This window comes from Arthrobacter celericrescens, from assembly GCF_003614925.1.
Classification (GTDB): domain Bacteria; phylum Actinomycetota; class Actinomycetes; order Actinomycetales; family Micrococcaceae; genus Arthrobacter; species Arthrobacter celericrescens.
On record NZ_QYLP01000016.1, the window covers coordinates 43,203 to 69,526 of the forward strand.

18 protein-coding genes are annotated in these 26,324 nt (G+C 68.3%); 11 read left to right on the top strand and 7 right to left on the bottom strand.

The features are described 5' to 3' along the window. The first annotated feature begins 18 nt into the window (after window positions 1-18). Both D3654_RS02885 and hemL read left to right on the top strand, forming a co-directional pair. Window positions 19-1,059, top strand: a complete 1,041-nt coding sequence (locus tag D3654_RS02885) for an LLM class flavin-dependent oxidoreductase (protein WP_425359387.1) — start codon at window positions 19-21, stop codon at window positions 1,057-1,059. A 57-nt stretch (window positions 1,060-1,116) separates the two neighbouring features. Beyond that, window positions 1,117-2,427, top strand: a complete 1,311-nt coding sequence (gene hemL, locus D3654_RS02890) for a glutamate-1-semialdehyde 2,1-aminomutase (protein WP_120520028.1) — start codon at window positions 1,117-1,119, stop codon at window positions 2,425-2,427. A 223-nt stretch (window positions 2,428-2,650) separates the two neighbouring features. Here hemL and D3654_RS20900 read toward each other — a convergent pair whose 3' ends face one another. Further along, window positions 2,651-2,872: a hypothetical protein gene (locus D3654_RS20900; RefSeq protein WP_280960086.1), complete on the bottom strand. Its 222-nt coding sequence runs from the start codon at window positions 2,870-2,872 to the stop codon at window positions 2,651-2,653. Between D3654_RS20900 and D3654_RS02895 the strand changes: the two genes are divergently transcribed. Continuing rightward, entirely contained in the window at window positions 2,856-3,842 is a 987-nt protein-coding gene (locus tag D3654_RS02895; RefSeq protein ID WP_245413052.1) for a glycoside hydrolase family 3 N-terminal domain-containing protein, read from the top strand. The two genes, D3654_RS20900 and D3654_RS02895, sit on opposite strands and share 17 nt — an antisense overlap. 74 nt (window positions 3,843-3,916) lie before the next feature. Here the strand turns inward: D3654_RS02895 and D3654_RS02900 are convergent, their stop codons facing one another. From D3654_RS02900 to D3654_RS02910, 4 genes are all read right to left on the bottom strand, one after another. Then, window positions 3,917-4,654, bottom strand: a complete 738-nt coding sequence (locus D3654_RS02900; protein WP_120520030.1) for an amino acid ABC transporter ATP-binding protein — start codon at window positions 4,652-4,654, stop codon at window positions 3,917-3,919. Further along, window positions 4,651-5,415: an amino acid ABC transporter permease gene (locus D3654_RS20615; protein WP_205571713.1), complete on the bottom strand. Its 765-nt coding sequence runs from the start codon at window positions 5,413-5,415 to the stop codon at window positions 4,651-4,653. Before D3654_RS20615 ends, D3654_RS02900 begins: the two co-directional genes overlap by 4 nt. A gap of 93 nt (window positions 5,416-5,508) precedes the next feature. Further along, on the bottom strand, window positions 5,509-6,459 hold the full coding sequence (locus D3654_RS20620) for a substrate-binding periplasmic protein (RefSeq protein WP_205571714.1): 951 nt from the start codon (window positions 6,457-6,459) through the stop codon (window positions 5,509-5,511). 342 nt (window positions 6,460-6,801) lie between these two features. Further along, the gene (locus tag D3654_RS02910; RefSeq protein ID WP_120520031.1) at window positions 6,802-7,512 is read right to left on the bottom strand and encodes a 3'-5' exonuclease; all 711 of its coding nucleotides are present in this window, start codon (window positions 7,510-7,512) and stop codon (window positions 6,802-6,804) included. Window positions 7,513-7,583: 71 nt separating this feature from the next. Here D3654_RS02910 and D3654_RS02915 point away from each other — a divergent pair, with 71 nt between their 5' ends. From D3654_RS02915 to D3654_RS02925, 3 genes are read left to right on the top strand one after another with little or no spacing between them, the layout of a single operon-like run. Next, window positions 7,584-8,000 (top strand): MGMT family protein, encoded by a 417-nt coding sequence (locus D3654_RS02915; protein WP_120520032.1) that lies wholly within the window; start codon window positions 7,584-7,586, stop codon window positions 7,998-8,000. Further along, window positions 7,997-11,248 carry an ATP-dependent helicase gene (locus D3654_RS02920; protein ID WP_120520033.1) on the top strand — a complete coding sequence of 1,084 codons (3,252 nt, stop codon included), beginning with the start codon at window positions 7,997-7,999 and terminating at the stop codon, window positions 11,246-11,248. Before D3654_RS02915 ends, D3654_RS02920 begins: the two co-directional genes overlap by 4 nt. Then, window positions 11,245-14,850 (top strand): ATP-dependent helicase, encoded by a 3,606-nt coding sequence (locus D3654_RS02925; RefSeq protein ID WP_120520034.1) that lies wholly within the window; start codon window positions 11,245-11,247, stop codon window positions 14,848-14,850. The genes D3654_RS02920 and D3654_RS02925 overlap by 4 nt, the downstream gene beginning before the upstream one ends. Before the next feature lie 47 nt (window positions 14,851-14,897). Here D3654_RS02925 and D3654_RS02930 read toward each other — a convergent pair whose 3' ends face one another. Next, window positions 14,898-16,256 (bottom strand): phosphotransferase, encoded by a 1,359-nt coding sequence (locus D3654_RS02930; RefSeq protein ID WP_120520035.1) that lies wholly within the window; start codon window positions 16,254-16,256, stop codon window positions 14,898-14,900. 169 nt (window positions 16,257-16,425) lie between these two features. Here D3654_RS02930 and nudC point away from each other — a divergent pair, with 169 nt between their 5' ends. Genes nudC through D3654_RS02945 form a run of 3 tightly spaced genes read left to right on the top strand, consistent with a single transcriptional unit; the run spans window position 16,426 to window position 20,154 of the window. After that, window positions 16,426-17,415, top strand: a complete 990-nt coding sequence (nudC, locus tag D3654_RS02935; RefSeq protein WP_120520036.1) for an NAD(+) diphosphatase — start codon at window positions 16,426-16,428, stop codon at window positions 17,413-17,415. Continuing rightward, entirely contained in the window at window positions 17,412-19,547 is a 2,136-nt protein-coding gene (locus D3654_RS02940) for an ATP-dependent DNA helicase UvrD2 (RefSeq protein ID WP_120520037.1), read from the top strand. The genes nudC and D3654_RS02940 overlap by 4 nt, the downstream gene beginning before the upstream one ends. Further along, complete coding sequence (locus D3654_RS02945; RefSeq protein WP_120520038.1) at window positions 19,540-20,154, top strand: M48 metallopeptidase family protein; 615 nt, start codon at window positions 19,540-19,542, stop codon at window positions 20,152-20,154. Before D3654_RS02940 ends, D3654_RS02945 begins: the two co-directional genes overlap by 8 nt. Here the strand turns inward: D3654_RS02945 and D3654_RS02950 are convergent. Further along, on the bottom strand, window positions 20,151-21,605 hold the full coding sequence (locus tag D3654_RS02950) for a zinc-dependent metalloprotease (protein WP_120520039.1): 1,455 nt from the start codon (window positions 21,603-21,605) through the stop codon (window positions 20,151-20,153). The genes D3654_RS02945 and D3654_RS02950 overlap by 4 nt on opposite strands. Before the next feature lie 391 nt (window positions 21,606-21,996). Here D3654_RS02950 and D3654_RS02955 point away from each other — a divergent pair, with 391 nt between their 5' ends. Next, window positions 21,997-23,025: a YlbL family protein gene (locus tag D3654_RS02955; protein WP_120520040.1), complete on the top strand. Its 1,029-nt coding sequence runs from the start codon at window positions 21,997-21,999 to the stop codon at window positions 23,023-23,025. A gap of 148 nt (window positions 23,026-23,173) precedes the next feature. After that, the gene (locus D3654_RS02960; protein ID WP_120520041.1) at window positions 23,174-26,167 is read left to right on the top strand and encodes a UPF0182 family membrane protein; all 2,994 of its coding nucleotides are present in this window, start codon (window positions 23,174-23,176) and stop codon (window positions 26,165-26,167) included. The last annotated feature ends 157 nt before the right edge of the window (window positions 26,168-26,324 follow it).

Here is a 26,324-nt window from a genome sequence, read left to right on the forward strand (position 1 = left end):
CCCGTAGGCGCGGACTCCATGCTGCTCGGCGTCAGCACCTTCGGCGACGTCGACCTTGACGACGCCGGCGAGCCGAAACACCATGCCGTGGTGCTGCGCCAGGTGGTGGAACAGGCCAAGCTGGCCGACGCCGTCGGGCTCCACTCCTTCGGGGTGGGGGAGCACCACCGCCGGGACTTCGCCGTCAGCGCCCCCGAAGTTGTGCTGGCCGCCGTCGCCTCCGCCACGAAACGCATCCGCCTCGGCAGCGCCGTCACCGTGCTCAGCTCGGACGACCCCATCCGCGTCTTCCAGCGCTTCGCCACCCTCGACGCCGTCTCGAATGGCCGCGCCGAAGTGATCCTTGGGCGCGGCTCGTTCACCGAATCTTTCCCGCTGTTCGGCTACGACCTGGCCGACTACGACGTCCTCTTCGAGGAGAAGCTGGAGCTCTACCACCAGGTCCGCACCCAGAAGCCGGTGAACTGGGACGGCCGCACGCGCGCGGGGCTGCACGGCCAAATGGTCTACCCGCACCTCGAGAACCGGCTGCTGCCCACGTGGATCGGCGTCGGCGGCACGCCGCAGTCCGTGGTCCGCACCGCGGCCTACGGCTACCCGATGGTGCTGGCGATCATCGGCGGGCAGCCGGAACGCTTCGCGCCTTTCTCCCAGCTTTACCGCCGCAGCCTGGCCGAAGCAGGACACAGCCCCAAGCAGCTCGCCGTGCACTCGCCCGGCTACGTCGCCGACACCGATGAGCAGGCCCGCGAAGACTACTTCCCGCACTGGCTTGCCACCCGCAACCGGATCGGCGCCGAACGCGGCTGGGGCCCGGCCGGCCGCGGCGAATTCGAAGCCCTCGTGGAGGAGGACGGTGCCTTGTTCGTCGGCTCGCCGGAGACGGTGGCCGCCAAGGTCGCCCGGCTCAAGGGGACCCTCGGCGCCGACCGCTTCGAACTCAAATACAGCAACGGTACCCTGGCCCACGCGAAGATGATGCGCTCCATCGAGCTCTTCGGCTCCGAAGTCGCCCCGCGGGTGGCAGAACTGCTGTCCTTGAGCGCGCAGGTGAAGTGACCCTTTCATCCCGCAGGGGCGCCAATCCCTGCCCCTGCGGGATGAAAGAATAGGGGCATGACTCGTTCGGATGATCTCTTCGCCCATGCCCAGACCCTGATGCCAGGGGGCGTCAACTCGCCTGTTCGCGCCTTCGGTTCCGTGGGCGGCACCCCGCGTTTCATGGTCTCCGCGAAAGGCGCCTACCTCAAGGACGCTGACGGCAAGGACTACGTGGACCTGGTGTGCTCCTGGGGCCCGGCGTTGCTTGGCCACGCCCACCCCGCCGTGCTCGACGCCGTGCACGCCGCCGTGGACCGCGGTCTCTCCTTCGGTGCCTCCACCCCGGACGAGGCCCGCCTGGCCGAACTCGTCAAGGAACGTGTGTCCGCCGTCGAGCGCCTCCGCATGGTCTCCACCGGCACCGAAGCCACCATGACCGCCGTGCGCCTGGCCCGCGGCTTTACGGGCCGCAACCTCATCGTGAAGTTCGCCGGCTGCTACCACGGCCACCTGGACGGCCTGCTGGCCGCCGCGGGTTCCGGCCTGGCCACCATGGCGCTCCCGGGCTCGGCCGGCGTCACCGAAGCCGCCGCCGCCGAAACCCTCGTGCTGCCCTACAACGACCTCGACGCCGTCGAGGCCGCCTTTTCCGCCCACGGCGAGCACATCGCCGCCGTCATCACCGAAGCCGCCCCGGCGAACATGGGCGTCGTTACCCCGGGCGAGGGCTTTAACGCCGCCCTCTCCCGGATCACCCGCGAACACGGCGCCCTGCTCATCCTGGACGAGGTCCTCACCGGCTTCCGTACCGGCTACGCCGGCTACTGGGGACTCACCGGCGCTACCGAGGGCTGGACCCCGGACCTGCTGACCTTCGGCAAGGTGATCGGCGGCGGCATGCCGACGGCGGCACTCGGCGGGCGTGCCGACGTCATGGACTACCTCGCACCGCTCGGCCCCGTGTACCAGGCAGGCACGCTCTCCGGTAACCCGGTGGCCATGGCCGCCGGCGTCGCGACCCTCACGCATGCGACGCCGGAGGTCTACTCCTTCGTGGATGCCCGTTCGCTGGAGCTCTCCGCTGCCCTGTCCTCCGCCCTCGACGCGGCGGGCGTGGACCACTCCATCCAGCGCGCCGGAAACCTGTTCTCCGTGGCCTTCGGCACCTCCGCCAACGGCGTGCACAATTACGCCGACGCGCAGGCCCAGGACGTGTTCCGCTATGCGCCGTTCTTCCACTCCATGTTGGACTCCGGCGTCTACCTGCCGCCGAGCGTCTTCGAGGCCTGGTTCCTGTCCGCAGCGCACGACGACGCCGCGATGAACCGGATCTTCGACGCCCTTCCGGCCGCCGCCCAGGCTGCCGCGCAGGCAGTGCCCGCCTGAGATCGCTTATCCGTGGCCGGCGGCGGGTCCCTCCGTTGCCGGCCACGCCGGGCGTAGGCTGGTTTGGTACGCACGAGGCCTATCAGGCAGCTGATTCCATGCTCCAGAATTCCTCATCAGAAAATTATCCGCGGCGCCGTTGCGTGTTCCGCGGTGCCGGAACGGTGGTGCTTGCGGGAGCCATCGCGGCGCTTTTCACGGCGTGCACGCCGTCCGGCAGTCCTCAGCCGTCCCGCGCTGAATCGACGGCGTCGAGCCCGGCTGCCGCGCCGCCGTCGTCCGCGTCCGCTTCGGTGACGACACCCGCCGAGACCCCGCGTCCCACCGGGACCCCAACGCCGTCCGCCGCTCCGAAGCCCCGGCCGACTGCCAAACCCGTCCCGGCAACTCCCGAACGCCTGCTCGCTGCGTTGAGCTTGGACCAACGGGTGGGCCAGCTGTTCATGGTCGGCGCGAACGCCGGCGGCAGCGATTCCGCTGCCGTGGCGAACCTCCTGGGCCGGAACATCGGCAACTTCTACCTGGCCGGCCGCAGCCAAGCCGGTGTCAACGCAACGGCCTCGCTCGTGGCGTCCCTCCGTTCAGCTGCCGCGAAGTCCGGGAACAAGATCCCGGTCTCGGTGGCCACGGACCAGGAAGGCGGCTACGTGCAGGTGCTGCGCGGACCGGGCTTCTCCGAGATCCCCACCGCCCTGGCCCAGACCGCCTACGCCCCGGCGCAGCTGCGCGCACAGTCCCGCATCTGGGGCGGCGAACTCCTCAGGGCCGGGATCAACGTCGACCTCGGACCGGTCCTGGACACCGTCCCCGGGGCCGCGTTCGCGCCGTCGAACGCGCCGATCGGCTACTTCCAGCGGGAATACGGCTACACACCCGGCGCGGTCTCCGCCTACGGGAACGCGTTCGCCGCGGGACTGCGGGACGCCGGCGTGGCCCCCGTGGTGAAGCACTACCCGGGCCTCGGCAGGGTCACGCTCAACACCGATGTCAGCGCCAACGTCCGCGACACCGCCACCACCCGGAACGACCCGTACCTGGCACCCTTCACGGCGGCGATCCGTGGGGGTGTCCGTTGGGTCATGGTCTCCAACGCCTACTACAACCTCATCGACTCCGCCCGGCCCGCGCCGTTCTCGCCCGTGGTCATGCGCACCATGCTCCGCACCGACGCCCGCTTCACCGGCATCATCGTCTCTGACGATCTCTGCAACGCCGCGCAGCTTGCGCCCTGGAGCGTGGGGGAGCGGGCAGGCAACTTCATTGCCGCCGGCGGCACGATGGTGCTGTGCGCCGATTCCGGCTCTGTTCCGGCGATGTATGCCGAAGTCCTGCGGCGCGCGACGGCGGAACCGGCCTTCCGCAAGGCCGTCGACGCCGCGGCGCTCACCGTCCTCCGGGTCAAGGCGGGCAAGTAGGGCCGGTTAAAGCGAGATCCCCGGCAGCCTGAGGCTGCCGGGGATCTGCGCCGGGTTGGTTGGAGACCAGCCGGCTAGAGAACGTCCGAGAGGAACTTCTGCAGGCGCTCGGTTTTCGGCTCGGTGAAGAGCTGGTCAGGGCTGCCGTTCTCCACCACCACGCCGCCGTCCATGAAGACCACCTGGTTGGACACGTTGCGGGAGAAGCCCATTTCGTGGGTCACCACCACCATGGTCATGCCATCGCTGGCGAGGTCGCTCATGAGGGCCAGGACGCCTTTGACGAGCTCGGGGTCGAGGGCGGAGGTGGCCTCGTCGAAGAACATGACTTCCGGCTTCATGGCCAGGGCCCGGGCGATCGCCACGCGCTGCTGCTGGCCGCCGGAGAGGGTTGCGGGGCGCACGCCGGCCTTGTGCTTGAGCCCGACCTTGTCCAACTGGTCCAGGGCCTCGGCCCAGGCCTGGTCCTTGGGGAGCTTCCGCAGCTTCCGCAGCGCGAACGCTACGTTCTCGCCCACGGACTTGTGCGGGAAGAGGTTGAACTGCTGGAACACCATGCCGATCCGGCGGCGGAGCTCGTCCGGGTTGTCCTTGAGGACCGAGCGGCCGTCCAGCAGGATGTCGCCCTGGTCCGGTTCGATGAGCCGGTTCATGACGCGCAGCAAGGTGGACTTGCCCGAGCCGGAGGGGCCGATCACGGAGGCCGCGGTGCCCTTTTCCACGTGGATGTCGATGCCGCGCAGCACCTTGTTGCTGCCGAAGGCCAGGTGCAGGTTCTTGCCGGTGAGGGATCCGGAGGTGAACTGGCTCATGCGTGGGCTCCCTTCCCGATGACGGCCGCGGCCTCGTCAGGTTCGTGCTTCTGTTCCTTGCCGGTCCGCAGGCGGTTGTCGATGTAGTTGACCAGGTGGGTCAGCGGGATGGTCAGCGCCAGGTAGAAGATGGCCGCCGCGACCAAGGGGGACTGGTTGCCGTTGTTGGCGGCGAAGTCCTGGCCGATCTGGAACAGCTCGCGCTCACGGCTCATCAGGCCGAGGGTGAACACAAGGGAGGATTCCTTGATGAGGGCGATGAACTGGTTCATGAGGGCCGGGAGCACGCGCCGGATGCCCTGCGGGACGACGATCATGCGCATCGAGGGGCCGTAGCCGAATCCCAGCGCGCGGGAGGCTTCGAGCTGGCCCTTGTCCACGCTCTGGATGCCCGAGCGGAAGATCTCGCCGATGTAGGCGGCGGCCATCAGGCTCAGGGCGGCGATGCCGAGGGGGTAGGGGCTGCGGATGCCGGTGAGTTCGTTCAGCAGGGGGCCGAAACCGAGGCCGATCACCAGGATGACCAGCACCGCCGGCAGGCCGCGGAAGATGTCCGTGTAGATGCGGGCGACCCAGCGGGCCACGGGGTTCCTGGAGATACCCATCAATGCCAGCACTATGCCCAGGAAGGTGCCGATGAGCCCGGACGCCAGCGCCAGGACGATCGTGTTCAGCAGGCCGTACGAGAACATCGTGGGCAGCACCTCGGCGATGTAGCCCCAGTTCAGAAAGGTGTCCGCAAGGCGGCTCCATGCGTCCATATGACTCCTCGGTCTTAGCCGCTCAAGCCCGGACCCGATAACGGGCCCAGGCTTGAGCGGTGGTTTTACTGCGGTTCGGCTGGTGGCCGGTCTTTACTTGTCGGCGGGGACCTGGACAGCCTTGCTGCCCGGCTTCCAACCGTCGGGCATGCGCTCGGCGTCGGTCTTGCGCTCGGGGAACCACTTCTTGGCGAGAGTAGTCCAAGTGCCATCCGCGATAACAGCGTCGAGGGCGGAGTTCAGCGCCTCGGCCAGGGCCTTGTTGTCCTTCGCGACGGCATAGGCGGAGAAGTTCTGGGTTGCGACCTTCTTCTCGTGGATCTTGGTGCCGTCGCCTGACTTGATCTGGCCTTCGGCCTGCTGGGACGGGGCCAGCCAGGCGTCGATCTGACCGCTCTTTACGTTGGCGTAGGCGGTGTTGTAGTCCGGGTAGCGGACAGGGTCGAGGCCCAGTTGGTTGGTGACCATGTCGTCCTGGACGGTGCCCTGGACGACGCCCACGCGGACGCCTTCCTTGAGGTCGGCGATGCTCTTGACGTCGCTGTCGGTCTTGGCCACCAAGGCCATGAAGCCGAAGTCGTAGCCGTTGGTGAAGGAAACGGTCTGGCGGCGGGCGTCGGTAGTCGAGATCGAGGAGGATCCGACGTCGAACTGCTGGTTCTTGACCTGGGCCAGGAGGCTCTGGAACTTGGTGGAAGCGAATTCGACCTTCAGGCCGAGCTTCTCGCCCATTGCCTTGAGCAGATCGTTGTCGAAGCCGGTGAAGTTGCCGGACTTGTCGATGAAGATGCTCGGCGGGGCGTCGGAGAGGGTGCCGACCTTGATGGTGCCATCGGTGATGAGGCCCAGCTTGCTCTTGTCGATCTTGTCCAGGGACGTGACGTCTGCAGTGGTGTACTTGTCAGTGTTCTGGGCACCGGCGAGGGCGTCGGTGGGGGAAGCCGAGCCAGCCGGGGACGTTCCACCGCCGCATGCGGCGAGGGACACGACGAGGGCGGCGGCTACGGGGACAGTAGACAGCCACTTCAGAGCTTTGATTTTCATCAAGCGTTCACTTTCATTGGAATTACTGGGATCTCGGTGACGCGGGCGGGGATGCGGCCACAGGTTCATTCGTGGGGCCCTAGCAGAACTCAACCCGCCAAACTTAATTATGTCATCCGGCCCTGCGGCTCAAAGATTCCGAACATAGTTCGCAACAATGGTCAATATTCCGAAGATTTATTACGAAAAGTCACAAACCTTCATTGGAACGCTCGTAAGAAAACGCAACGGATGAATTGTGTCCGCCGCCCGGAGGCGCTGCTCCGGAGGCGGGATCCTGTGACATGCGTCATGTCTGCTGGCGTGCTATATGGGCCTGTGGAAAGGGCTGGAAACCAGCGACTAGAAACCGCCGCGGCTCGCGTCTTCCGGCGGGAGCACCGGCCAGTCGCCCTCGATCACGGCGGTGGGCTTGCTGCGGCGCAGGTAGGACTGGAAGTCGGCGGCCTGCGCTGCGGCCCAGTCGACCTGGAGCTGGTGGAGCTTGGACGCCGGCATGTGCAGCTTGGGGAACTTGCCGGCCATGGCGTCGAGCACCCGCAGCGTTGCCAAGGCGTCGGCAGCCGAGGTGTGGGCGTTCTCGAGGTCCACCCCGTATTCCTCGCACAGCGCCCCGAGGGTGCGCTTGCCCTTGCGGTAGCGGTCCACCTGCTTGTTCATGATGTACGGGTCCAACACCGGGAACCGGCTCAGCTGCGGCACCCCATAACGGGCGGATTCGGCGGCAAGGACGGTGAAGTCGTAGCTGGCGTTGAACGCGATGACGGGAACGCCGTCGTCGAACAGTTCCTGCAAGGTGGCCGCGACCTCGCGGGTGACCTCGGCCGCCGGGCGGCCCTCAGCACGCGCTTTCGCGGTGGTGATGCCGTGGACGTCGCTCGCTTCCTGGGGGATCTCGACGCCGGGATCTGCCAGCCACTCCCGTTCCTTGATCACGTTGCCCTGGCCGTCCACCACGGTGATGGACGCAGTGACGATCCTCGCGGCGCGGGAGTTCCGACCGGTGGTTTCGAGGTCGAACGCGGCGCGGGGGAGGGTGTTCCAGGAGCTCATGCCTTCACGCTACCGGCAGCCCCCGACAAGATTGGAAACCGACACCGTGGGGCAGCCGATACGCTTGAAACATGCGGACGGAGTTTGTGGGGGCGGTGCTGGCCGTTGTGGATCTCGTGCCTCCGGGCGCGGCCCTCGCTTACGGCGACGTTGCTGAACTGCTCGGGCACGGCGGCCCCCGCCAGGTGGGTTCGGTCATGAGCCACTACGGCAGTGCGGTGGCCTGGTGGCGCGTCCTTCGGGCCAGCGGCGAAGCCCCGCCGGGCCACGAAGCCGAGGCCCTACGCCACTACCTCGCCGAAGGAACCCCGCTGCACGGAGACCATGAGGCATTCCTGCGGACCGGCGAAGGCCGCTGGCGGGTCGACATCGCCGCAGCCCGCTGGGCCCCCGGCGAGGAGGATTTCGACCGGATCGATGTGATTTCGGAGGAGCTGGAGCGTCAGCTCCATCAATTGTCAGTGCCCGATGATGAAATGACTGTGTGAGCGTCCCCCTAAGCAGCCAGTCAGCCAGCAAAGCCTCGGCAGGAACCCCGCAAGCCCCCCGCCAAACCCCGCGCCTCCGGCTTGTCCCGCCGCGCGAAAACATCTGCACGGTGCCGCTGCTGTCCGCGGACCAGGCCGCCGTCGTCGGGCTTCCGCACGGTTCCGGGCCGCTCCTGGTGCCCGGCGCGCCCGGCACGGGAAAGACCGCCGTCCTGGTCGAAACGGCTGTCCGGCGGGTGGAACGGGACGGCGTCGACCCCGGCCGCATCCTCATCCTGGCACCGGGGCGGCACGCCGCCTCGGCGCTGCGGGACCGCTTCACCGCCCGCCTGGGGCGGACCCTGAGCACGACGCCGGCCCGCACCTGGGCGTCCTACGCTTTCGACCTGATCCGGCGGGCGAAGGCCGAAGGGGTCATGCCGCTGCCGCGGCCGCCGAAGCTCCTCTCGGGCCCCGAACAGGACCTCATCATCAAGGAACTGCTTGAGGGCCACAGCCGCCCGGGCCTCGAGCTGCCTTGGCCTGACGACTTCTCCGCGGCCCTGCCCACGCGCGGTTTCCGCCAGGAAATCCGCCAGCTTTTCGACCGCATCATCGAATCCGGCCGCACCGCCGAGGACCTCACGGCACTCGCCTATGAATGCGACCGCCCCGATTGGATGGCCGCAGCCCGTCTCTATTCCGAATACCGCGACGTGCTGGACCTGCGCATGCCCGAGGCCTTCGATCCCGCCGGGATCATTACGGCGGCGCGGCAGATTTTCCAGGACGCACCCGGCTTCCTGGAAGCCGAACGCGAACGGCTCCAGCTGATCCTCGTCGATGACATCCAGGAGGCCAATCCGGCCGTCTTCGAACTGCTCGCCGACATCGCTGAGGGCAAGGACGCCGTGATCACGTCCTCCCCGGACACGGTGGTCCAGGGATTCCGGGGTGCCCGTCCGGACCTCGTGGCCGAGCTGCCCCGACTGCTGGGCACCGCAAAGGAGCTCCCGCTGTCGACTGCCCACCGCCAGGTGCCTGGCGTGGCGAAGGCCTGGCTGGGCGTCGCGGACCGGATTTCGCAGCGCCAGGGCGGCCAGCTGGCCCGGCGTCTCGAAACCGCCTCCGGCGCGGCCGGGGATGGCCGCGCAGAGGCGCACCTCCTGCCGTCGCCCGCGCACGAACTCCGGTACGTGGCGCAGCGCATCCTCGAGGCACAGCTGCGGGAAGGGCGCGCTTTCAGCGACATCGCCGTGATCGTGCGCAACGGCGGGCAGCTCGCCCAGCTCCAGCGCTACCTGTCCGGGCAGGGGATCCCGGTGCAGGTGCCCGTGGCAGACGCCGCTGTCCGCGACGAGGTTGCGGTGCGTCCCCTGCTGGAGCTCTACGGCGTGGTGCTCGAGCCCTCGAAGCTCACGCCCGAACTCGCCGTGTCCCTGCTGACCTCCCGGATCGGCGGGGCCACGGCCATCGAACTGCGCCGGCTCCGGCAGTCGCTGCGACGGGAGGAGCTGCTCGGTGGCGGCGGGCGGGCGAGCGATTCCTTGCTGGTCGAAGCGCTGCTCCAGCCCGGCGCCCTGGGTTCCTTGGGGATCGAGGGCAGCTCCGCCCGTCGCATCGCCCGGATGATCAGGGCCGGCGGCGAGGCCTTGGGCCAGGCGGGAGCCAACGCCGAAACCGTTCTCTGGGCGTTGTGGCAGGGCAGCGGCCTGGCGGCCCGGTGGACAGCATTGGCGCTCGACGGCGGCGCGCCTGGCGCCCGCGCGGACCGCGACCTCGACGCGATGATGGCCCTTTTCCACACCGCGGAGCGGTACGTCGACCAGCTCCCGGGTTCGGGTGCGGAGCAGTTCCTGGAGTACCTGATGAACCAGGAACTGCCGATGGACACCCTGGCGGCGCGCGCCCAGTTGGAGGAAGCCGTGGAGCTGATGACCCCGGCCAGCGCGGCAGGCAGGGAATGGCCGGTGGTGATTGTGGCGGGCCTGCAGGAAGGGGTGTGGCCGAACACCCGGCTGCGCGGTGAACTGCTGGGCAGCACCCTGTTCGCGGACGCCGTCGAGCACGGGGTGGAGCACGCGCTGCAGCGCGGCCCGCTCAGCCGGCTCCGCGACATCCGCTACGACGAACTGCGCAGCTTCTCCACCGCCGTTTCGCGTGCCGGGGAACTGCTCATCTGCACCGCTGTGTCGTCGGAAGACGAGCAGCCTTCGGCGTTCCTGGACTACGTGGCTCCCCTCGAAACGGGCCAGTACAGCCGTGGCTACACCTCGGTGGAGCGTCCCATGACACTGCGCGCCCTCGTGGCGGAGCTACGCCAGAAGGTGCAAGTGGATACGAACGCGGTGGAACTCGACAACGCCGCCGAAGCCGCACGGGTCCTCGCGCACCTGGCCTCGGCCGAACCCCCTGTGCCAGGTGCCCATCCGGACAGCTGGTGGGGCCTGGCCCCGCTTAGCAGCGAGGCCCCCGTGGTTCCCGACGGCGGGACCGTCATGGTGTCACCGTCGAAGGTCGAATCAGTGCACAAGTCGCCGCTGGACTGGTTTGTGCAGGCGGCCGGCGGAGAGGCGGCCACGGACTTCGCCCGGAGCCTGGGCACCCTGGTGCACGCCATCGCCCAGGAACTCCCCGACGCCTCCGGCGCCGAGTACCTTGCGGAACTCGCCCGGCGCTGGCCTGCCCTTGGCATGAAGGACAACTGGGAAGGCCGGCTGGATTTCCAGCGTGCCGAGGCCATGGTCCGCAAGCTTGCCCAGTACATCCTGGTGATGCGCAGCGAAGGCCGGCGCCTCGTGGGCGTCGAGCTCGATTTCGATGTCCCGCTACCGCCCGTTGGTGAGCGGGCCGCCATGCTTCGTGGCCAGGTGGACCGCCTGGAAATCGACGCTGAGGGCAGGCTCGTGATCGTGGACCTCAAGACGGGCAGGAGACAGCCCGGCAAGACCGAACTCGCCCGGCACCCGCAGCTTGGCGCCTACCAGGCTGCCGTCCTCGAAGGGGCCTTCGATACCGGCGCAGCCCCCGGCGGTGCCGTGCTGGCCCAGCTCGGTACCAAGACGAAGTCTCCCGGCATCCAGGTCCAGGAGGCACTCGAAGCCGGCGACAACTGGGCCCGGGACATGGTCAACGAAGCCGCCGCGCTCATGTCGGGGGCCACTTTCGAAGCCCGGCACGATCCGTCCAAGGGCGGCCACGGCGGGCACGGGTGCCGCCTGCCCGAGATTTGCCCGCTCTGTGCCCGAGGAAAGCAGGTTACGGAATGACGCTCGACACCCTCGCCCCGGCGCTTGGCGGGACCGCCCCGGAACCGGGTGCAGGCACGCCGCCGGCACGATTCACCCCCGGGGAGCTCGCCGCAATCATGGGCGAAAAGAACCGCCCCACGGATGAACAGGCAGCAATCATCGCCTCGCCCTTGTCGCCCCGGCTTGTCATCGCAGGCGCGGGGTCCGGGAAGACCGCAACCATGGCAGACCGTGTGGTGTGGCTGGTGGCCAACGGCTGGGTCAGGCCCGAGGAGGTCCTTGGCGTCACCTTCACCCGGAAGGCGGCAGGGGAACTGGCCAGCCGCATCCGGGCCAAACTGGCCACGCTGCAGCGGATCGCCGTCGAGGACCCCGGACGGCACGGTTTCCCGGACTGGCTGGCGGGTTCGGACGAGCTCGAGCCAAAGGTGTCCACGTACCACTCCTACGCGAGCGGCATCGTCTCGGACTACGGCCTGCGCCTGGGCATCGAGCGTGACGTGGTGCTGCTCGGCGGAGCCCAGGCGTGGCAGCTGGCCGGCGAGGTCGTGGAAGCCTACGACGGCCCCTACGAACACTTCACCGCGGCGAAATCCACGTTGGTCAACGCCGTGGTGCAGCTGGCGGGCGAATGCGCGGAGCACCTGCGGGAGCCCGCCGAAGTGCAGTCCTGGCTGATGGAGCGGACCACGGAGTTCAGCCAGCTGCCCTACCAGGCAGGGGCCAAGAAGAACCCCACCCAGGCCGCCGCCGACCTGAACGCCATGCTGCTGACCCGTGCCAGCGTGGCGGACATGGTCGGCCGCTACCAGTCGGCAAAGCGCGAACGGGGCGTGCTCGACTTCGGCGACCTCGTAGCCCTGGCGGCCAGGATCGCCCGGGACGTCCCCGTGGCCGCCGCCACCGAACGGTCCCGCTACAAAGTGGTGCTCCTCGACGAATTCCAGGACACCTCGCACGCCCAGCTCGTGCTCTTCTCCCGGCTGTTCGGCGAGGGGCACGCCGTCACGGCAGTGGGGGACCCGAACCAGTCGATCTATGGATTCCGTGGCGCGTCCGCGGGCCAGCTGTTCCACTTCGTCCAGGAGTTCCCGGCGAGGACCGACGACGGCGGCCGCCCGGCGTCGTTCATTCCGGCCCCGGTGTCCTACCTGACCACGGCGTGGCGGAACGGCCGCAACATCCTCGGCGCGGCCAACGTCATCTCCGCGCCCCTGAACAAGGCAGCAGGGACCGGCGGGCCGGCCGGTGAACGGACGCAGGGGAGCGCAGTGTCGGTCCCGTCGCTTAAGCCAAGCCCGGCAGCAGTCGAAGGCAATGTCATCCTTGGCCGCTTCGCGACGGACGAGGACGAGGCGGCGGCGGTTGCCCGCGACGTCCAGCGCTACCGCCGCACCATCTTCGAAACGGACCAGGCCGGGGACGCCGTCCTGCCGAGCATGGCCGTCCTTTGCCGCCGCCGGGCGCAGATGGAGGTCCTGCGGCGGGAATTCGAAGTGCAGGGGATTCCCTACGAGATCGTCGGCCTTGGCGGGCTCCTGGACACCCCGGAGATCGTGGACCTCGTATCCACGCTGCGGGTGCTCGCCGATCCGGGCCGCTCTGACGCCCTGATGCGCTTGCTCGCCGGAGCGCGGTGGCGGATCGGTACTGCCGACCTCATGGCCTTCCACGACTGGTCGCGCTTCCTCGCCAGGCGCCGTGCCCAGGCCGGCTCCGGTCCGGAAGCGCTGATGGCGGAGCTCGCCGCGGACGAGACCGCCGGCGACGTCGTCGTCGAAGGCGACATCACTGACGCCGCGAGCCTCGTGGAGGCCCTGGACTTCCTGCCCCGCCCGGGGTGGACGTCGGCCCACGGCCGGTCCCTGAGCGACGTCGCGCAGGAGCGGCTGAGCCGGCTGTCGGCGGAGCTGCGGGGGCTGCGCAGCTTCCTCGGGGACGACCTCACCACCCTGCTGGGCGAGGTCGAACGGGCCATGCTGCTCGACGTCGAAGTGGCCGCCAAGCCCGGGGTCAGCATCCACCAGGCCCGCCGGAACCTCGACGCCTTCCAGGACGCCGCCGCCGGCTTCCTGCAGACCTCCCAACGGGTGGACCTGCTGGCCTTCCTCTCCTGGCTGGAAGCTGCCGCGTCCGAGGAAGGCGGGCTCGACGCCGCCGCCACGGAAGTCAACCACGAGGCCGTCCAACTGCTCACGGTCCACGCCTCCAAGGGACTGGAATGGGACATCGTCTTCGTCCCGGGCCTCAATGCCGGCTCGTTCCCCAGCAACAGGGACTCGCGATGGAGCAGCGGCGCGGCTGCCCTTCCCTGGCCCCTGCGCGGCGACCGCGCCGACCTGCCGCAATGGGACCTGGACCAGCCGGACCAGAAGGGCTGGCTGGACGCGGAGAAGGAATTCAAGGCCGAGGTCCAGCACCACGGGGAGGCTGAGGAGCGGCGCCTGGCCTACGTCGCCTACACCCGGGCCAAGTTCGTGCTGTGGGTGTCGAGTGCGGCCTGGAACGGGTCGCGGTCCGGAATCGCCGAGATCTCGCCCTTCCTCGCCGAACTCGCTCCACTCACGGAACCCGCGGAGGCCGCAGGCCTTCCAGGTATGCCCGACGCCGGAACTTCCGCAGGAATCCATCCCGCCTCCCTGCGTGAAGACGAACTGCCCGCCGAAAGCCCGCTGACCGTGGCAGCCGAACTGGCGGTGTTCCCGTACGATCCGCTCGAAGGTCCCTGCGACCCGCGGACCGGGGACCGGCTGCGCAACGTGCCGGGCCGTCGCGCCGCCATGGACGCCGCGGCGGACCGCGTCAGGCAGGCCATTGGGGCGCTGCGCCCGGGCGAGCCCTTGTACCTGGCGGAAGCACCTGCTGGCCCCGACGGACCGTCCGGGCTGGACAGCCCCTCCGCGGCCGGGGCGGTTGCCCCGCGCAGGGCGCTCCACGGTACTGCTGCCGGGTGGGCGGAGGAAGCGGATCTCCTCCTGAAGCGCTCACGCCAGCGGAAACCGGTCCAGGACATCCACTTGCCGGGCCACATTTCTGCGTCCATGTTCGTGGAGTTGGGCGACGATCCGGATGCGGTGCTTGCCCAGCTTAGGCGTCCGGTGCCCCGCGAACCCGGTGTCGCGGCACGCAAGGGAACCGCATTCCATTCCTGGGTGGAGGAGTATTTCGGCACCACAGGCATGCTGGACTTCGGCGGGGAAGCGGGGGCCGACGCCCATATCGACGCCGCCTACGGTCTCGACGACATGGTGGATACCTTCAAGGACTCCGAATGGGCCCACCGGGCGCCGGCCTTCGTCGAAGTGCCGGTGGAAACCAGCATCGCCGGGGTGGTGGTCCGCGGCCGGATCGACGCGGTGTTCCGCAATGCCGACGGCAGCTGGGAACTGGTGGACTGGAAGACAGGCAAGCGCCCCTCGGGCGGCCGCCTCGCCAGCCGCTCCGTGCAGCTGGCGGTGTACCGCCTCGCCTGGGCGCGCCTGAAGGGGGTGCCCTTGGAATCGGTCAGCGCGGCCTTCTACTACGTCCCGGACGACGCCGTGGTCCGTCCGCACGACCTCGGGTCGGAAGCCGAACTCGAAGCGGTCATCGCAGGGGCGCTTTCCCGGCCGGGGGAGTGAGGCCGCGGCCGTCGCCCGCAAGGAGCGGGGTGGGCCGGTGCCCCGGGCTACCGCTTGTCGGCGTCCTGGAGGCCGGCCTTGCCCGGCTCTGAAGCCTTGCCCGACTCTGAGGGCTTGTCCGCCGCGGGCTTTTCTCCTGCGGGTCCTCCCGAGGCGGAGTCTTCCCGCTGGCCGTCCGGCTCCGCGGAGGCGCTCTCTTCCGGCGCACCCGCAGGTGCGGGAGGCACGATCCGGAGTGCCGCCGTCGAGACATCAGGGACTGCCGGTGCGCCGCCCGCAAGTGCGGTGTCAGCAGCACCCCCGGCGGCATCCGGGATCGGAGCAACGCTGACGGCGGGGGCTGGCACTGCGCTCACGCTGACCGCCGGCGTCGTGCCGGCAACCGGGTGTGGAGGTACCGCCGTCGGGCTGCCGGCAGCTCCGCCACCAGGAACCGGGGCCCCGGCGGCTGCCGTGTCGGCTTCGGCGGCGGCAGCTTCGGCGTCGGCTGCGTCCTGCTCGCCGATATCGTCCGCCAGCGATTTCAGCATGGCTTCGGCCTCGGCGGTCATTTCGGCGTGGCCTGCGGCTAGTGCCTTCACCAGGTACTGGGCCAGGGCGAACTCGGCGAGCAGGGCCGCGCGGCGCAGCAGGTGGCTGTCGGCCTGGTCCCGGCGGGCATCCGTGTAATGCCGCAGCACCGCGCCGACGAAGGACTGCTCATTGGAAGCAACCAGCCACGCAAAGTCGTCCGCGGGGTCGCCGATACGAAGGTCGGTCCAGCCCGTCAGGGCCGTCACGCGGTCGCCGTCCACCAGCAGGTTGTCTTCGTGCAGGTCGCCGTGGACCACGCACGGGTTGAAGCGCCACAGGGCCACATCCTCCAGGGCGTGCTCCCAGCGGCGCAGGAGGATCGTGGGGATCTTGCCCGTGGTCGCCGCCTGGTCCAGCTCATTGAGCTTTCGCTGGCGGAACTCGTTGGCCGTGTAGCTGGGCAGGTCCGCGTTGTTGACCAGCGACTGCGGCAGGTCGTGGACGGCCGCCAGGGCGGTGCCGATTTCCTTGGCCAGGGCGTCGCTGCAGGCCGAGAGTTCCTCGATGCTGCGGGTCGTGCCGGCCAGGTGCGCGTACACGAAGGTGCTCAAGGTGCTTTGCCGCACGGTGCCGGCGACGCTGGGGAGCAGGAAGGGGAGTTCGGCACGGATGGCCGGGGTGAACGTCCGCAACACCATGAACTCGGTCTCCAGCCGGGTGCTGGCCTCGGCGTGCCTCGGTGAGCGAACCCGCCAGCGTTTGCCGTCGGAGTCGAGCAGGAGCGCCGAGTCGAAATCGGCGGCGTCGTCCGGAGCGGATGCAGTGGCTGTCGGCGCCAGGCCGGGAACTGCCGCTGTTGCAATTGCGGCCAGTTCGAGCGGTGTTTTTCTCACAGATTCAACGGTATGGTCAGTGGCGCCCGTCGGGGCGATGTCCTGCGGCGAGTCTCCAGATCCGCCGGAAGATCGGCCGGAAAAGCTGCGCCGAAAGACCGCCGTGCGGACGGTGGCGCCCTGAACAGGGCAAATGTTATTTGTCGGTGCGAGTCAGTACGGTAGGTACATGAGTTTTACCGAGTTCCGGGCGCCGGCGAACCACCTGACGGACACCCTTCTTCCAGTCCGTCCGGCCATGATAGACAGGGCATCCGCTGAGCGTATTAAGCCCGGAACGGTCGAGGAGCTCATCGCTTCCGGAACCGCGAAGGCCATGGTCCTGGCGGAGCGGCAGGCACTGGTGGATGGCGACGCGCTCTGGCTCGGCGACGCCGGAACCCTGTTCAATTCCCTCCAGGAAGCCTCAGGGGCACCGCCCGCGGCGGTCTACCTGGGCAGGACCCTGACGGATGCGGCCCACCCGCGGGACACCCCTGTGCTGCTGTTCGTTCCCGCGGCACCCCCGGAGCCCGGCACCTTGGGCGTCCCCACAAGCGCATTTTGGGTCGGCTTCCGGGAAATCGCCGCCCGCCTGGACGCCACCGATACCGCGCTGTTCATCCAGGCAAGCGCGATTGCCAACTGGCACGCCACGCACACCCATTGCCCGCAGTGCGGCACTCCTACGGACATCGAAGCCGGCGGCTGGGTGCGGCGCTGCCCCAAAGACAACTCTGAACACTACCCGCGCACGGACCCGGCCATCATCGTCACCGTGGTCGGTCAGGACGGCCGGGTGCTACTTGGCGGCGGCGGACCCGCCGGGTCGATCAACCACTCCACCCTGGCCGGTTTCGTGGAGCCGGGGGAGTCCCTTGAACAGGCCGTGGTCCGCGAAATCGGCGAGGAAGTCGGCGTCCGGGTCAGCAGTTGCCAGTACCTGGGCTCCCAGTCCTGGCCGTTCCCCGCGTCCCTGATGCTCGGGTTCACTGCCTTTACCGAAGACGCGGAAGCCAGGCCCGACGGCGTCGAGGTCACCAGGGCGCGCTGGTTCAGCCGCGAGGAACTCCAGGCCGCCGTGCTCTCCGGCGAAATCACGATTCCGTCCCGCCTGTCGATCGCGCGTTCCCTTATCGAGCACTGGTACGGCGGCACCATCGAGGACCTCCAGAAGTGACCTCTGCACTCCCCGTCCTTGGCGGCTCGCTCGAGGACCGCATCCTGGGCGGCCTCGACGCCGAACAACGCGAGGTTGCCAGCACCCTGACCGGACCCCTGTGTGTCCTGGCCGGCGCCGGAACGGGAAAAACCCGGGCCATCACCCACCGTATCGCCTACGGAGTGCACTCGGGCGTGTACAGCCCCCAACGGCTGCTCGCCGTGACCTTCACCGCGCGGGCGGCCGCCGAGATGCGCAGCCGCCTCCGGGATCTGGGCGCGGGCAACGTCCAGGCGCGCACCTTCCACGCGGCCGCGCTGCGCCAGCTGCAGTTCTTCTGGCCGCAGGCGATCGGCGGGACCCTGCCGAACCTGCTGGACCACAAAGCCACCATGATCGCCGAGGCTGCGCGCCGGCTCCGGCTCAGCACCGACCGCGCGTCGATCCGTGACCTCGCCGCGGAAATCGAATGGGCCAAGGTCTCCATGCTCACCCCGGCCAACTACTTGGAGAACGCCCAGGGCCGCGGCACACCCGGCGGCTTCGACCTCACCGCCGTCGCCCGGGTCTTCCAGTCCTATGAGGACGTGAAGACTGACCGCAACGTCATCGACTTCGAGGACGTCCTGCTGATCACCGTGGGAATCCTCCAGGAAGACCCGAAGGTGGCCGCCACGGTCCGGGAACAGTACCGGCACTTCGTGGTGGACGAGTATCAGGACGTTTCCCCGCTGCAGCAGCGCCTCCTGGAGCTGTGGCTCGGCGACCGCAACGAGCTCTGCGTGGTGGGCGACGCCAGCCAGACCATCTACTCCTTTACCGGCGCCTCGCCCAAGCACCTTCTGGGCTTCAAGAAGCAGTTCCCGGACGCTACCGTCGTCAAGCTGGTCCGTGACTACCGTTCCACCCCGCAGGTGGTGAAGCTCGCCAACGAGCTTCTAGGATCCCGCCGCAGCGGCGGGCCGGCGGCCGATGCCGCCTGGGCGAAACCCCTGCAGCTCGTGGCCCAGCGTCCGGGCGGACCCGAGCCCCGGTTCATGGAATGCCCGGATGACGAAGCCGAGGCCGCCGTGGTGGCCGGCCGGATCCGCGAACTGCTCGACGCCGGAGTGCAGGCAAGCGAGATCGCCGTCCTTTTCCGCACCAACGGACAGTCCGAAGCCTATGAGCAGGCTCTCGCCTCCGCCGGTATCGGTTACCAGCTCCGCGGCGGGGAGCGCTTCTTCGCACGCAAGGAAGTGCGCGACGCGATCCTGCAGCTGCGTGCCGCCACCCGCGCCGCTGCGGAAACTGCCGGTGAACCGCTCGGCCAGCTGGTCCGGGACATCGTGGCATCGCTCGGCTACTCCGATTCCGCCCCGCACGGCGGCGGCGCGTTACGGGAACGCTGGGAATCCCTGGCCGCCCTCGTGGCCCTCGCCGACGAACTCGTGGCCAACCGCGGACCGGAATTCGGCCTCGCCGAGTTCGTCAACGAACTCCAGGAACGCTCCGTGGCCCAGCACGCCCCCACGGTGCAAGGGGTCACTTTGGCTTCCCTGCACGCCGCGAAGGGCCTGGAATGGGACGCGGTGTTCCTGGTGGGCTTGAGCGAAGGCCTGATGCCTATTTCCTTCGCCGACACGCCGGAAGCCGTGGACGAAGAGCGGCGCCTCCTCTACGTCGGCATCACCCGCGCGCGCGAACACCTCAGCCTGTCCTGGTCCACGGCCCGCACACCGGGCGGCCGGGCAAACCGCAAACCGTCCCGCTTCCTCGACGGGCTGCGGCCCGATTCCGTCGGCTCGGCCAGCGCTCGCAGCCGTCCCGTGGCCCGGCGCAAGGCCGCTGCACCAGCGTCCTGCCGGGTGTGCGGCAGCATGCTCGCCACCGGCGCCGAACGCAAGATCGGGCGCTGCCGCCAGTGCCCGCCCAGCTACGAGGAACAGACCTTCGAGGCGCTGCGGCAATGGCGCAAGGACGAGGCAAACTCGGCGGAGGTTCCCGCGTTCGTCGTCTTCACCGACGCCACCCTGACCGCCATCGCCGAGGCCCGCCCGGCAAGCCTCGAGGAACTGGCCACGCTGGCCGGGGTCGGCCCGTCGAAACTCGAAAAGTACGGCGAAGCCGTCCTCGCCGTGCTGGCCGACAGCGGGCACGGCGATGAGTGAGCGTGCAGTCCCCCTGACCGCCGGCGAGCTGACCACGCACGACGGCGCCCCCGTCATCGTGCGCCGCTCCGCACGGCGCCGCCGGACGGTGACCGCCTTCTGGGAGGACGGGAACGCCGTCGTCGCCATCCCGGCGTCGTTCACCCGGGCGCAGGAGCGTGAATGGGTGCAGCGGATGCTGGACAAGCTCCGGCGCCAGGGGGAGCGCCGCGCGCAGGGCGCGGGACGCCGTCGGCCCTCAGGGGACGCCGAACTGGCCGCCCACGCGGCGGCGCTTTCGGGCAGGTACCTCGGCGGGCGGGCGGTCCCGACGTCGGTCCGCTGGGTCAGCAACCAGAACTCCCGTTGGGGTTCGGCCACCCCCGCGGAAGGCAGCATCCGGCTGTCGGACAAGCTGAAGCCCATGCCGCAATGGGTGATTGACTATGTGCTGCTCCACGAACTGGCCCATTTGCTGGTGGCGGGCCATAACAGTGCATTCTGGCGCCTGCTGGAGGCCTACCCGGAAACGCAACGGGCGAAGGCTTTCCTTGAAGGAGTAGCCTTCGCCTCGTCGCGCGGTCTGGGAAGGGAACCGGAAGGCCCCGACGGCGAATCCGGCTGCTAGGCCTTCGCCTCGCCTGAACCGTTGTCGCTGCCGCCCTCGGGAGCGTCCCCGTCGTGAGCGTCACCCGCATCGGGATCAGCATCCGGCTCAGCGGAATCCGCGGGGGAGTCGTAGCCTCCGTTGAGCAGCTTCTGCAGGGCGTCGTCCACCTCGCTGTCGCTGGCTTCGGCCAGGCGGCGGCGCTCGGAGAAGCCCTTCGGATCGTCCAGGTCCTCGGCGGTCGGCAGGAGGTCCGGGTGGTGCCAGATGGCATCGCGGCCGGCGATTCCGCGCTCTTCCTTCAGCTGGGCCCAGAGGGTGGCCGCTTCGCGGAGCCTCCGTGGGCGCAGTTCCAGGCCGACCAGCGAGGAGAACGCATGCTCGGCTGGTCCGCCGGTGGCGCGGCGCCGGCGGACGGTTTCGCGCAGGGCCGCGGCCGAGGGCAGCATCTTCTCCGTGGCGGCGGCGGTCAGCTCGTCCACCCAGCCTTCGACCAAGGCAAGGGCCGTTTCCAGCTTCTCCAGCGCAGCGGACTGTGCCGGGGTGCGCTCCGGGGTGAATACGCCCTGGGACAGGGCTTCCTGAATGCCTTCGGGGTTGCTGGGGTCGAGGTCGCGGGCCAGGTCTTCGATCCGGCTCATGTCGATGTGGATGCCCCGGGCGTACGCCTCGATGGCTCCGAGCAGGTGGCCGCGCAGCCACGGCACCTGGACGAACAGCCGGGCGTGGGCCGCTTCGCGGACGGCGAGGTAGAGGCGGATGTCGTTCTCGGGGACACTGAGCCCTTCGCCGAACTTGGCGACATTGCCCGGAAGCAGCGCCATTTCCAGGTCGGCGAGGGGGACGCCGATGTCGGTGGAGCTGACAACCTCCGCAGAGAGGGCCCCGATGGCCTGGCCCAGCTGCATGCCGAAGATCGCGCCGCCCATGTTCTGCAGCATCGACGAGGCGCCGCCCATCATGGATTTCATCTCTTCGGGCATCTGCTGGGTCAGCGCGTCCGAGAGGGCGTTGGCGATGCTGTTCGCCACCGGCTCGGTCAGGCGCTTCCACGTGCCGAGGGTCGCCTCCACCCATTCGGCGCGCGACCAGGCGCGGCCGATCAGCCCTGTGGCTTCAAGGTCAGTGACCGGATCGAGCCAGAGCTCCGCCAGCCGGAGGGCTTCATCGATCGCGCGGCTCTGGGCCGTGGTGACGGAGGGATCGCTGCCCGCGGCGGCCACGCGGCGCGCGTTCTCGTGGGCCAGCTGCCAGTTGACCGGGCCTTCCGAGCTTGAGCTCATCATGGCCTGGACCTGGGAAAACATCTGCTGGAGCAGGGCAGGGTCGTTGGGCAGCCCCGCCGCCTTGGCCAGCTCCGCAGGGTCGATGTTGCCCATGCCCTGCCCGCCCATCAGGTTCTTCAGCATTTCCGCCAAAGGATCCTGGGGTGCGTCGTCCCCGTTCGAGGGGGTGTTGGGGTTGGAAGTCATGGTGCCGCCGATCGTCGCTGCTGACTGGTGATCATCTTCAAGTTACCGCGCAGGGACGGGGCTGTCTGCCTTGCGGCGGGCCCGTTCGCTCTAGGCAAAGCAGCATCCGGAGGGCACGGCGTCGTAGGGTGGGACGTTGAGAAGGGTGCCGGACGCGAAGCGCCCGGCGACAGGACATTGCGCACCCGGCGGTGCGCGCGGAGAGGCCATTTCATTGAACACATCGCCGAACCCCCGGGACGGCCGGGGTACCGGAAGCTTCGACGACGGCGGGCAGCGGTTCCGGGCGCCGGCACCTTTTGAGGGCGCCGGTTCCGAGGTCCCTGGGCCACATGGCACGGTGCCTGGAAGCGCAGAGCAGCCCCGCCCGCGCGGCGGCCGGTACACCGCGATGCTCATCTCTGGGGCGCTCGCGATCCTCCTGGGCGTCGCCGCCGTCGCGCTGCCGGTTCCGTATGTCGTGGAGTCTCCCGGCCCCACCTTCAACACCCTGGGCGAGGACGAGGGAAAGCCCGTGATTTCCATCAGCGGTCACGAAACCTTCCCCGCCAGGGGCAACCTCGACCTGACTACTGTCTACATCAGCGGCGGCCCCAACGGCCCGGTCAGCCTGGTGGAGGCCTTCCAGGCGTGGCTGGACGGCTCCAAAGCCGTCTATCCGGAGGAGCTGATCTACCCCAAGGGCATCACCAAGGAGGAATCCGAGCAGGAAAGCGCCCAGGCCATGACCTCCTCCCAGGAGAACGCCGTGGCCGCTGCCCTGAAGGAACTGGACATTCCTTTCGGGCAGGAGCTCGAAGTCGCCGGGCTGAGCAGCAATTCCGCCTCCGAAGGGAAACTCCGCGAAGGGGATACCTTCACCTCCATCAACGGCAAGGCCGTGACGTCCCTGGCCGTCATCCAAAGCGAACTGGCCGCCACCGCGGGGGCCCCCGCCGCCGTCGTCGTTGAACGCCAGGGCAAGGACGTCGCGGTCAGCATCAAACCGAACAAAGGCGACAACGACCGCTGGCTGCTTGGCGTTGCGCTGCAGTACAAGTTCACCTTCCCGTTCCAGGTGAAGATTTCCCTTGAGGACGTGGGCGGGCCGAGCGCGGGAATGATGTTTGCCCTGGGGATCATGGACACCGTCACTCCAGGTGACCTCACCGGCGGCAAGCACATCGCCGGAACCGGGACCATTTCCCCTGAAGGTTCGGTGGGGCCGATCGGTGGAATCGCACAAAAAATGCACGGTGCCCGGGCCGAGGGGGCCAGCCTTTTCCTGGCCCCGGCAGCCAACTGCGATGACGTGGTGGGCCATGTTCCCGACGGCCTGCAGGTAGTCAAGGTGGAGACCCTCGGTGACGCCGAAGCGGCCGTGAAACGGCTCGCCGCGGGGCAGGACACCTCCGGACTTCCGGCCTGCACTAAGAACTAGACTGGCGAAGGAACTTAGCTCCGCCGCCACTCGTGGCATATTTGACGGCCCCGGACCGTGCAGCATGGCTGGACTGTGTTGTGGGGGACGGGCCGCCGAACACTCGCACTGACCCGTAAATCTGACATCGAGCTATGAGGTACCTGGTTTGTCCCGTCCTGCAAGCACCCGCCCGCCCGGAAGACCGCCGCTGAGACGGGGTGCCCTGACTCCCACGTTGATCGTCGTGGCGCTCGCGGTCGTGGCCTTCGTGTTCTTCTCCAACGTCTGGACCGACGTCCTGTGGTACCAGCAGCTTGGCTTCTTCGAGGTCTACGTCCGCGAGAACCTTGCCCGCATCCTGACCTTCGTCGGCGGCTTCATCATCATGTTCGGCGCCGTTTACGCGTCGATCCGCCTGGCGTACCGCTCGCGTCCGGTCTATGCCCCGGATTCCGACGTGCGGGACAACCTCAGCCGTTACCAGGTCCAGCTCGAGCCGGTGCGCCGGGTGGTCATGATCGGCCTGCCCATCCTGTTCGGCCTGTTCGCCGGCAGCGCCGCCGCGAGCCAGTGGCAGAAGGTGCTGATGTTCTTCAACCAGGAGCAGTTCGGCCAGCAGGACCCGCAGTTCGGCCTGGACATCAGCTTCTACCTGATGAGCCTGCCGTTCCTTGGCTTCGTGACCGGTTTCCTGATCAGCGTGGTGGTGGTGTCCGGCATCGCCGGAATCCTCACCCATTACCTTTACGGCAGCATCCGGCTTATGGAACGCGGCGTGTTCACCAGCCGTGCCGCACAGATCCACCTCGCGGTCAGCGGTGCCCTGTTCCTGATCCTGCTGGGCGCGAACTTCTGGCTCGACGTCTACGGCACCGTGCAGAACAACGGCGGCCGCTGGGCCGGTGCGCTCTACACGGACGTCACCGCCGTAGTGCCCACCAAGTCCATCCTCGCGGTTGCTGCCGGCCTGGTGGCCATCCTCTTCATCGTTGCCGCCGTGATCGGCCGCTGGCGCCTGCCGGTAATCGGCACGGCGATGCTGATCATCACCTCGATCCTCGCCGGCGGCGTGTACCCGTGGGTGATCCAGCAGTTCCAGGTACGGCCCTCCGAACAGACCCTTGAGAACAAGTACATCGAGCGGAACATCTCGATGACCCGCTCCGCTTACGGCTTGGACAAGGTGCAGGTCCAGCCGTACAAGGCGACCACCACGGCCAGCTCGGGCGCCCTCGCCAAGGACGCCCAGACGGCGGCGAACATCCGCCTGCTCGACCCGAACCTGGTGTCCTCGGCTTTCGGCCAGCTTGAGCAGTACCGCCCGTACTACCAGTTCCCCAGGGCCCTGAACGTCGACCGCTACACCGTGAACGGCAAGGTCCAGGACACCGTCATCGCCGTCCGTGAACTGAACGCAGACGGCATCAGCACCGGCCAGCAGACCTGGTACAACAAGCACATCGTGTACACCCACGGCTACGGCGTCGTGGCCGCGAAGGGCAACAAGTTCACCGTGGACGGCAAGCCCGACTTCCTGCTCTCGGGGATTCCCACCAGCGGTGTCCTGGGCAACGACTCGAACTACCAGCCCCGGATCTACTTCGGCGAAAACACCACCGACTACTCGGTGGTCGGTGCTCCCGAGGGGTCCACGCACCGCGAACAGGACCGCCCCGCCGGCAAGGACGGCTCCACCGACACCCAGTACACCTTCACGGGCAACGGCGGTCCGAATGTGGGCAACTGGTTCAACCGCATCCTGTACTCCATGAAGTTCCAGTCCTCGGACCTCCTGCTGTCCGACGGCGTGAACGAGAAGTCGCAGATCCTCTACGACCGCACGCCGCGCGAACGCGTGGAGAAGGTGGCTCCGTACCTGACGGTGGACGGCAACGCCTACCCGGCGGTGGTCGACGGGCGCGTCAAGTGGATCGTGGACGGGTACACCACCAGCCAGTACTTCCCGTACTCGCAGCAGCAGCAGTTGCAAAACGTCACGGCGGACACGCAGACCAGCACGGGCCGCACCGCCGTGCTGCCGAACAGCACGGTCAACTACATCAGGAACTCCGTGAAGGCCACGGTGGACGCCTACGACGGCTCCGTGACCCTTTATGCCTGGGATGACCAGGACCCGCTGCTGAAGACCTGGCAGAGGATCTTCCCGAGCACGATCAAGCCGTTCTCGGAAATGTCCGGCCAGCTCATGAGCCACGTCCGGTACCCGGAAGACCTGTTCAAAGTCCAGCGCGAACTGCTGGGCCGCTACCACGTCACCAACCCGGACCGTTTCTACAACAACGTGGACGCCTGGAGCGTACCGAACGATCCCACCGTCGCCGGTACGGACGCCGTGAAGCAGCCGCCGTTCTACATGTCCCTGCAGATGCCGGGCCAGACCAAACCGGCCTTCCAGCTGACCTCCTCCTTCATCCCGCAGACCGTCAACGGCAACGCCCGTAACATCCTCTACGGCTTCCTGTCGGCTGACTCCGACGCCGGAAGTGCCAAGGGCGTGAAGGACCCGGGCTACGGCCAATTGCGCCTGCTCCAGTTGCCGACCGACACCCAGGTGCCCGGTCCCGGCCAGGCGCAGAACAAGTTCAACTCCGATCCTGAGGTGTCGCGGGAGCTGAACCTGCTGCGCCAGGGTGCCTCCGATGTGCTCAACGGCAACCTGTTGACCCTCCCGGTGGGCGGCGGCCTGCTCTATGTCCAGCCGGTCTTCCTTAAGTCCACGGGCGAAACCTCGTACCCGACGCTGCAGCGCGTCCTGGTCGCCTTCGGTGACAAGGTGGGCTTCGCGGCAACGCTGGACGAGGCCCTGGACGAACTGTTCGGCGGCGACTCCGGCGCCCAGGCGGGCGATTCGGCCAACAACGGCCAGACGCCCACCACGCCTACCAGCCCGAACACCCCGTCTGGAGCAGAGGACGCCAAGGCCGACCTGAAGGCGGCACTGGACGAAGCCAACAAGGCCATCCAGGACGGACAGGCTGCCTTGGCCAAGGGTGACTTCGCTGCCTACGGCGCGCAGCAGAGCAAGCTCGCCGCAGCCCTGAAGAAGGCGCTCGACGCCGAAGCCCGGCTTGGTGTGACGCCGTCGCCGACGACGTCCCCCACCGCTACCCCGACGCCGACCCCCACGCAGGGCGGCTAACGTCGAGGAACGGAACCCCTTGAGGGAGCCGGTGTCCGCTGGAAACGGCGGACACCGGCTCCTTTCATTTCATGCTGGGACCCTGCTGAACACGGGGCGAGACGGACGTCACGTCGCTTGGATTTGGCTCCGCATTCACCGGACGGTAATGTTGTTC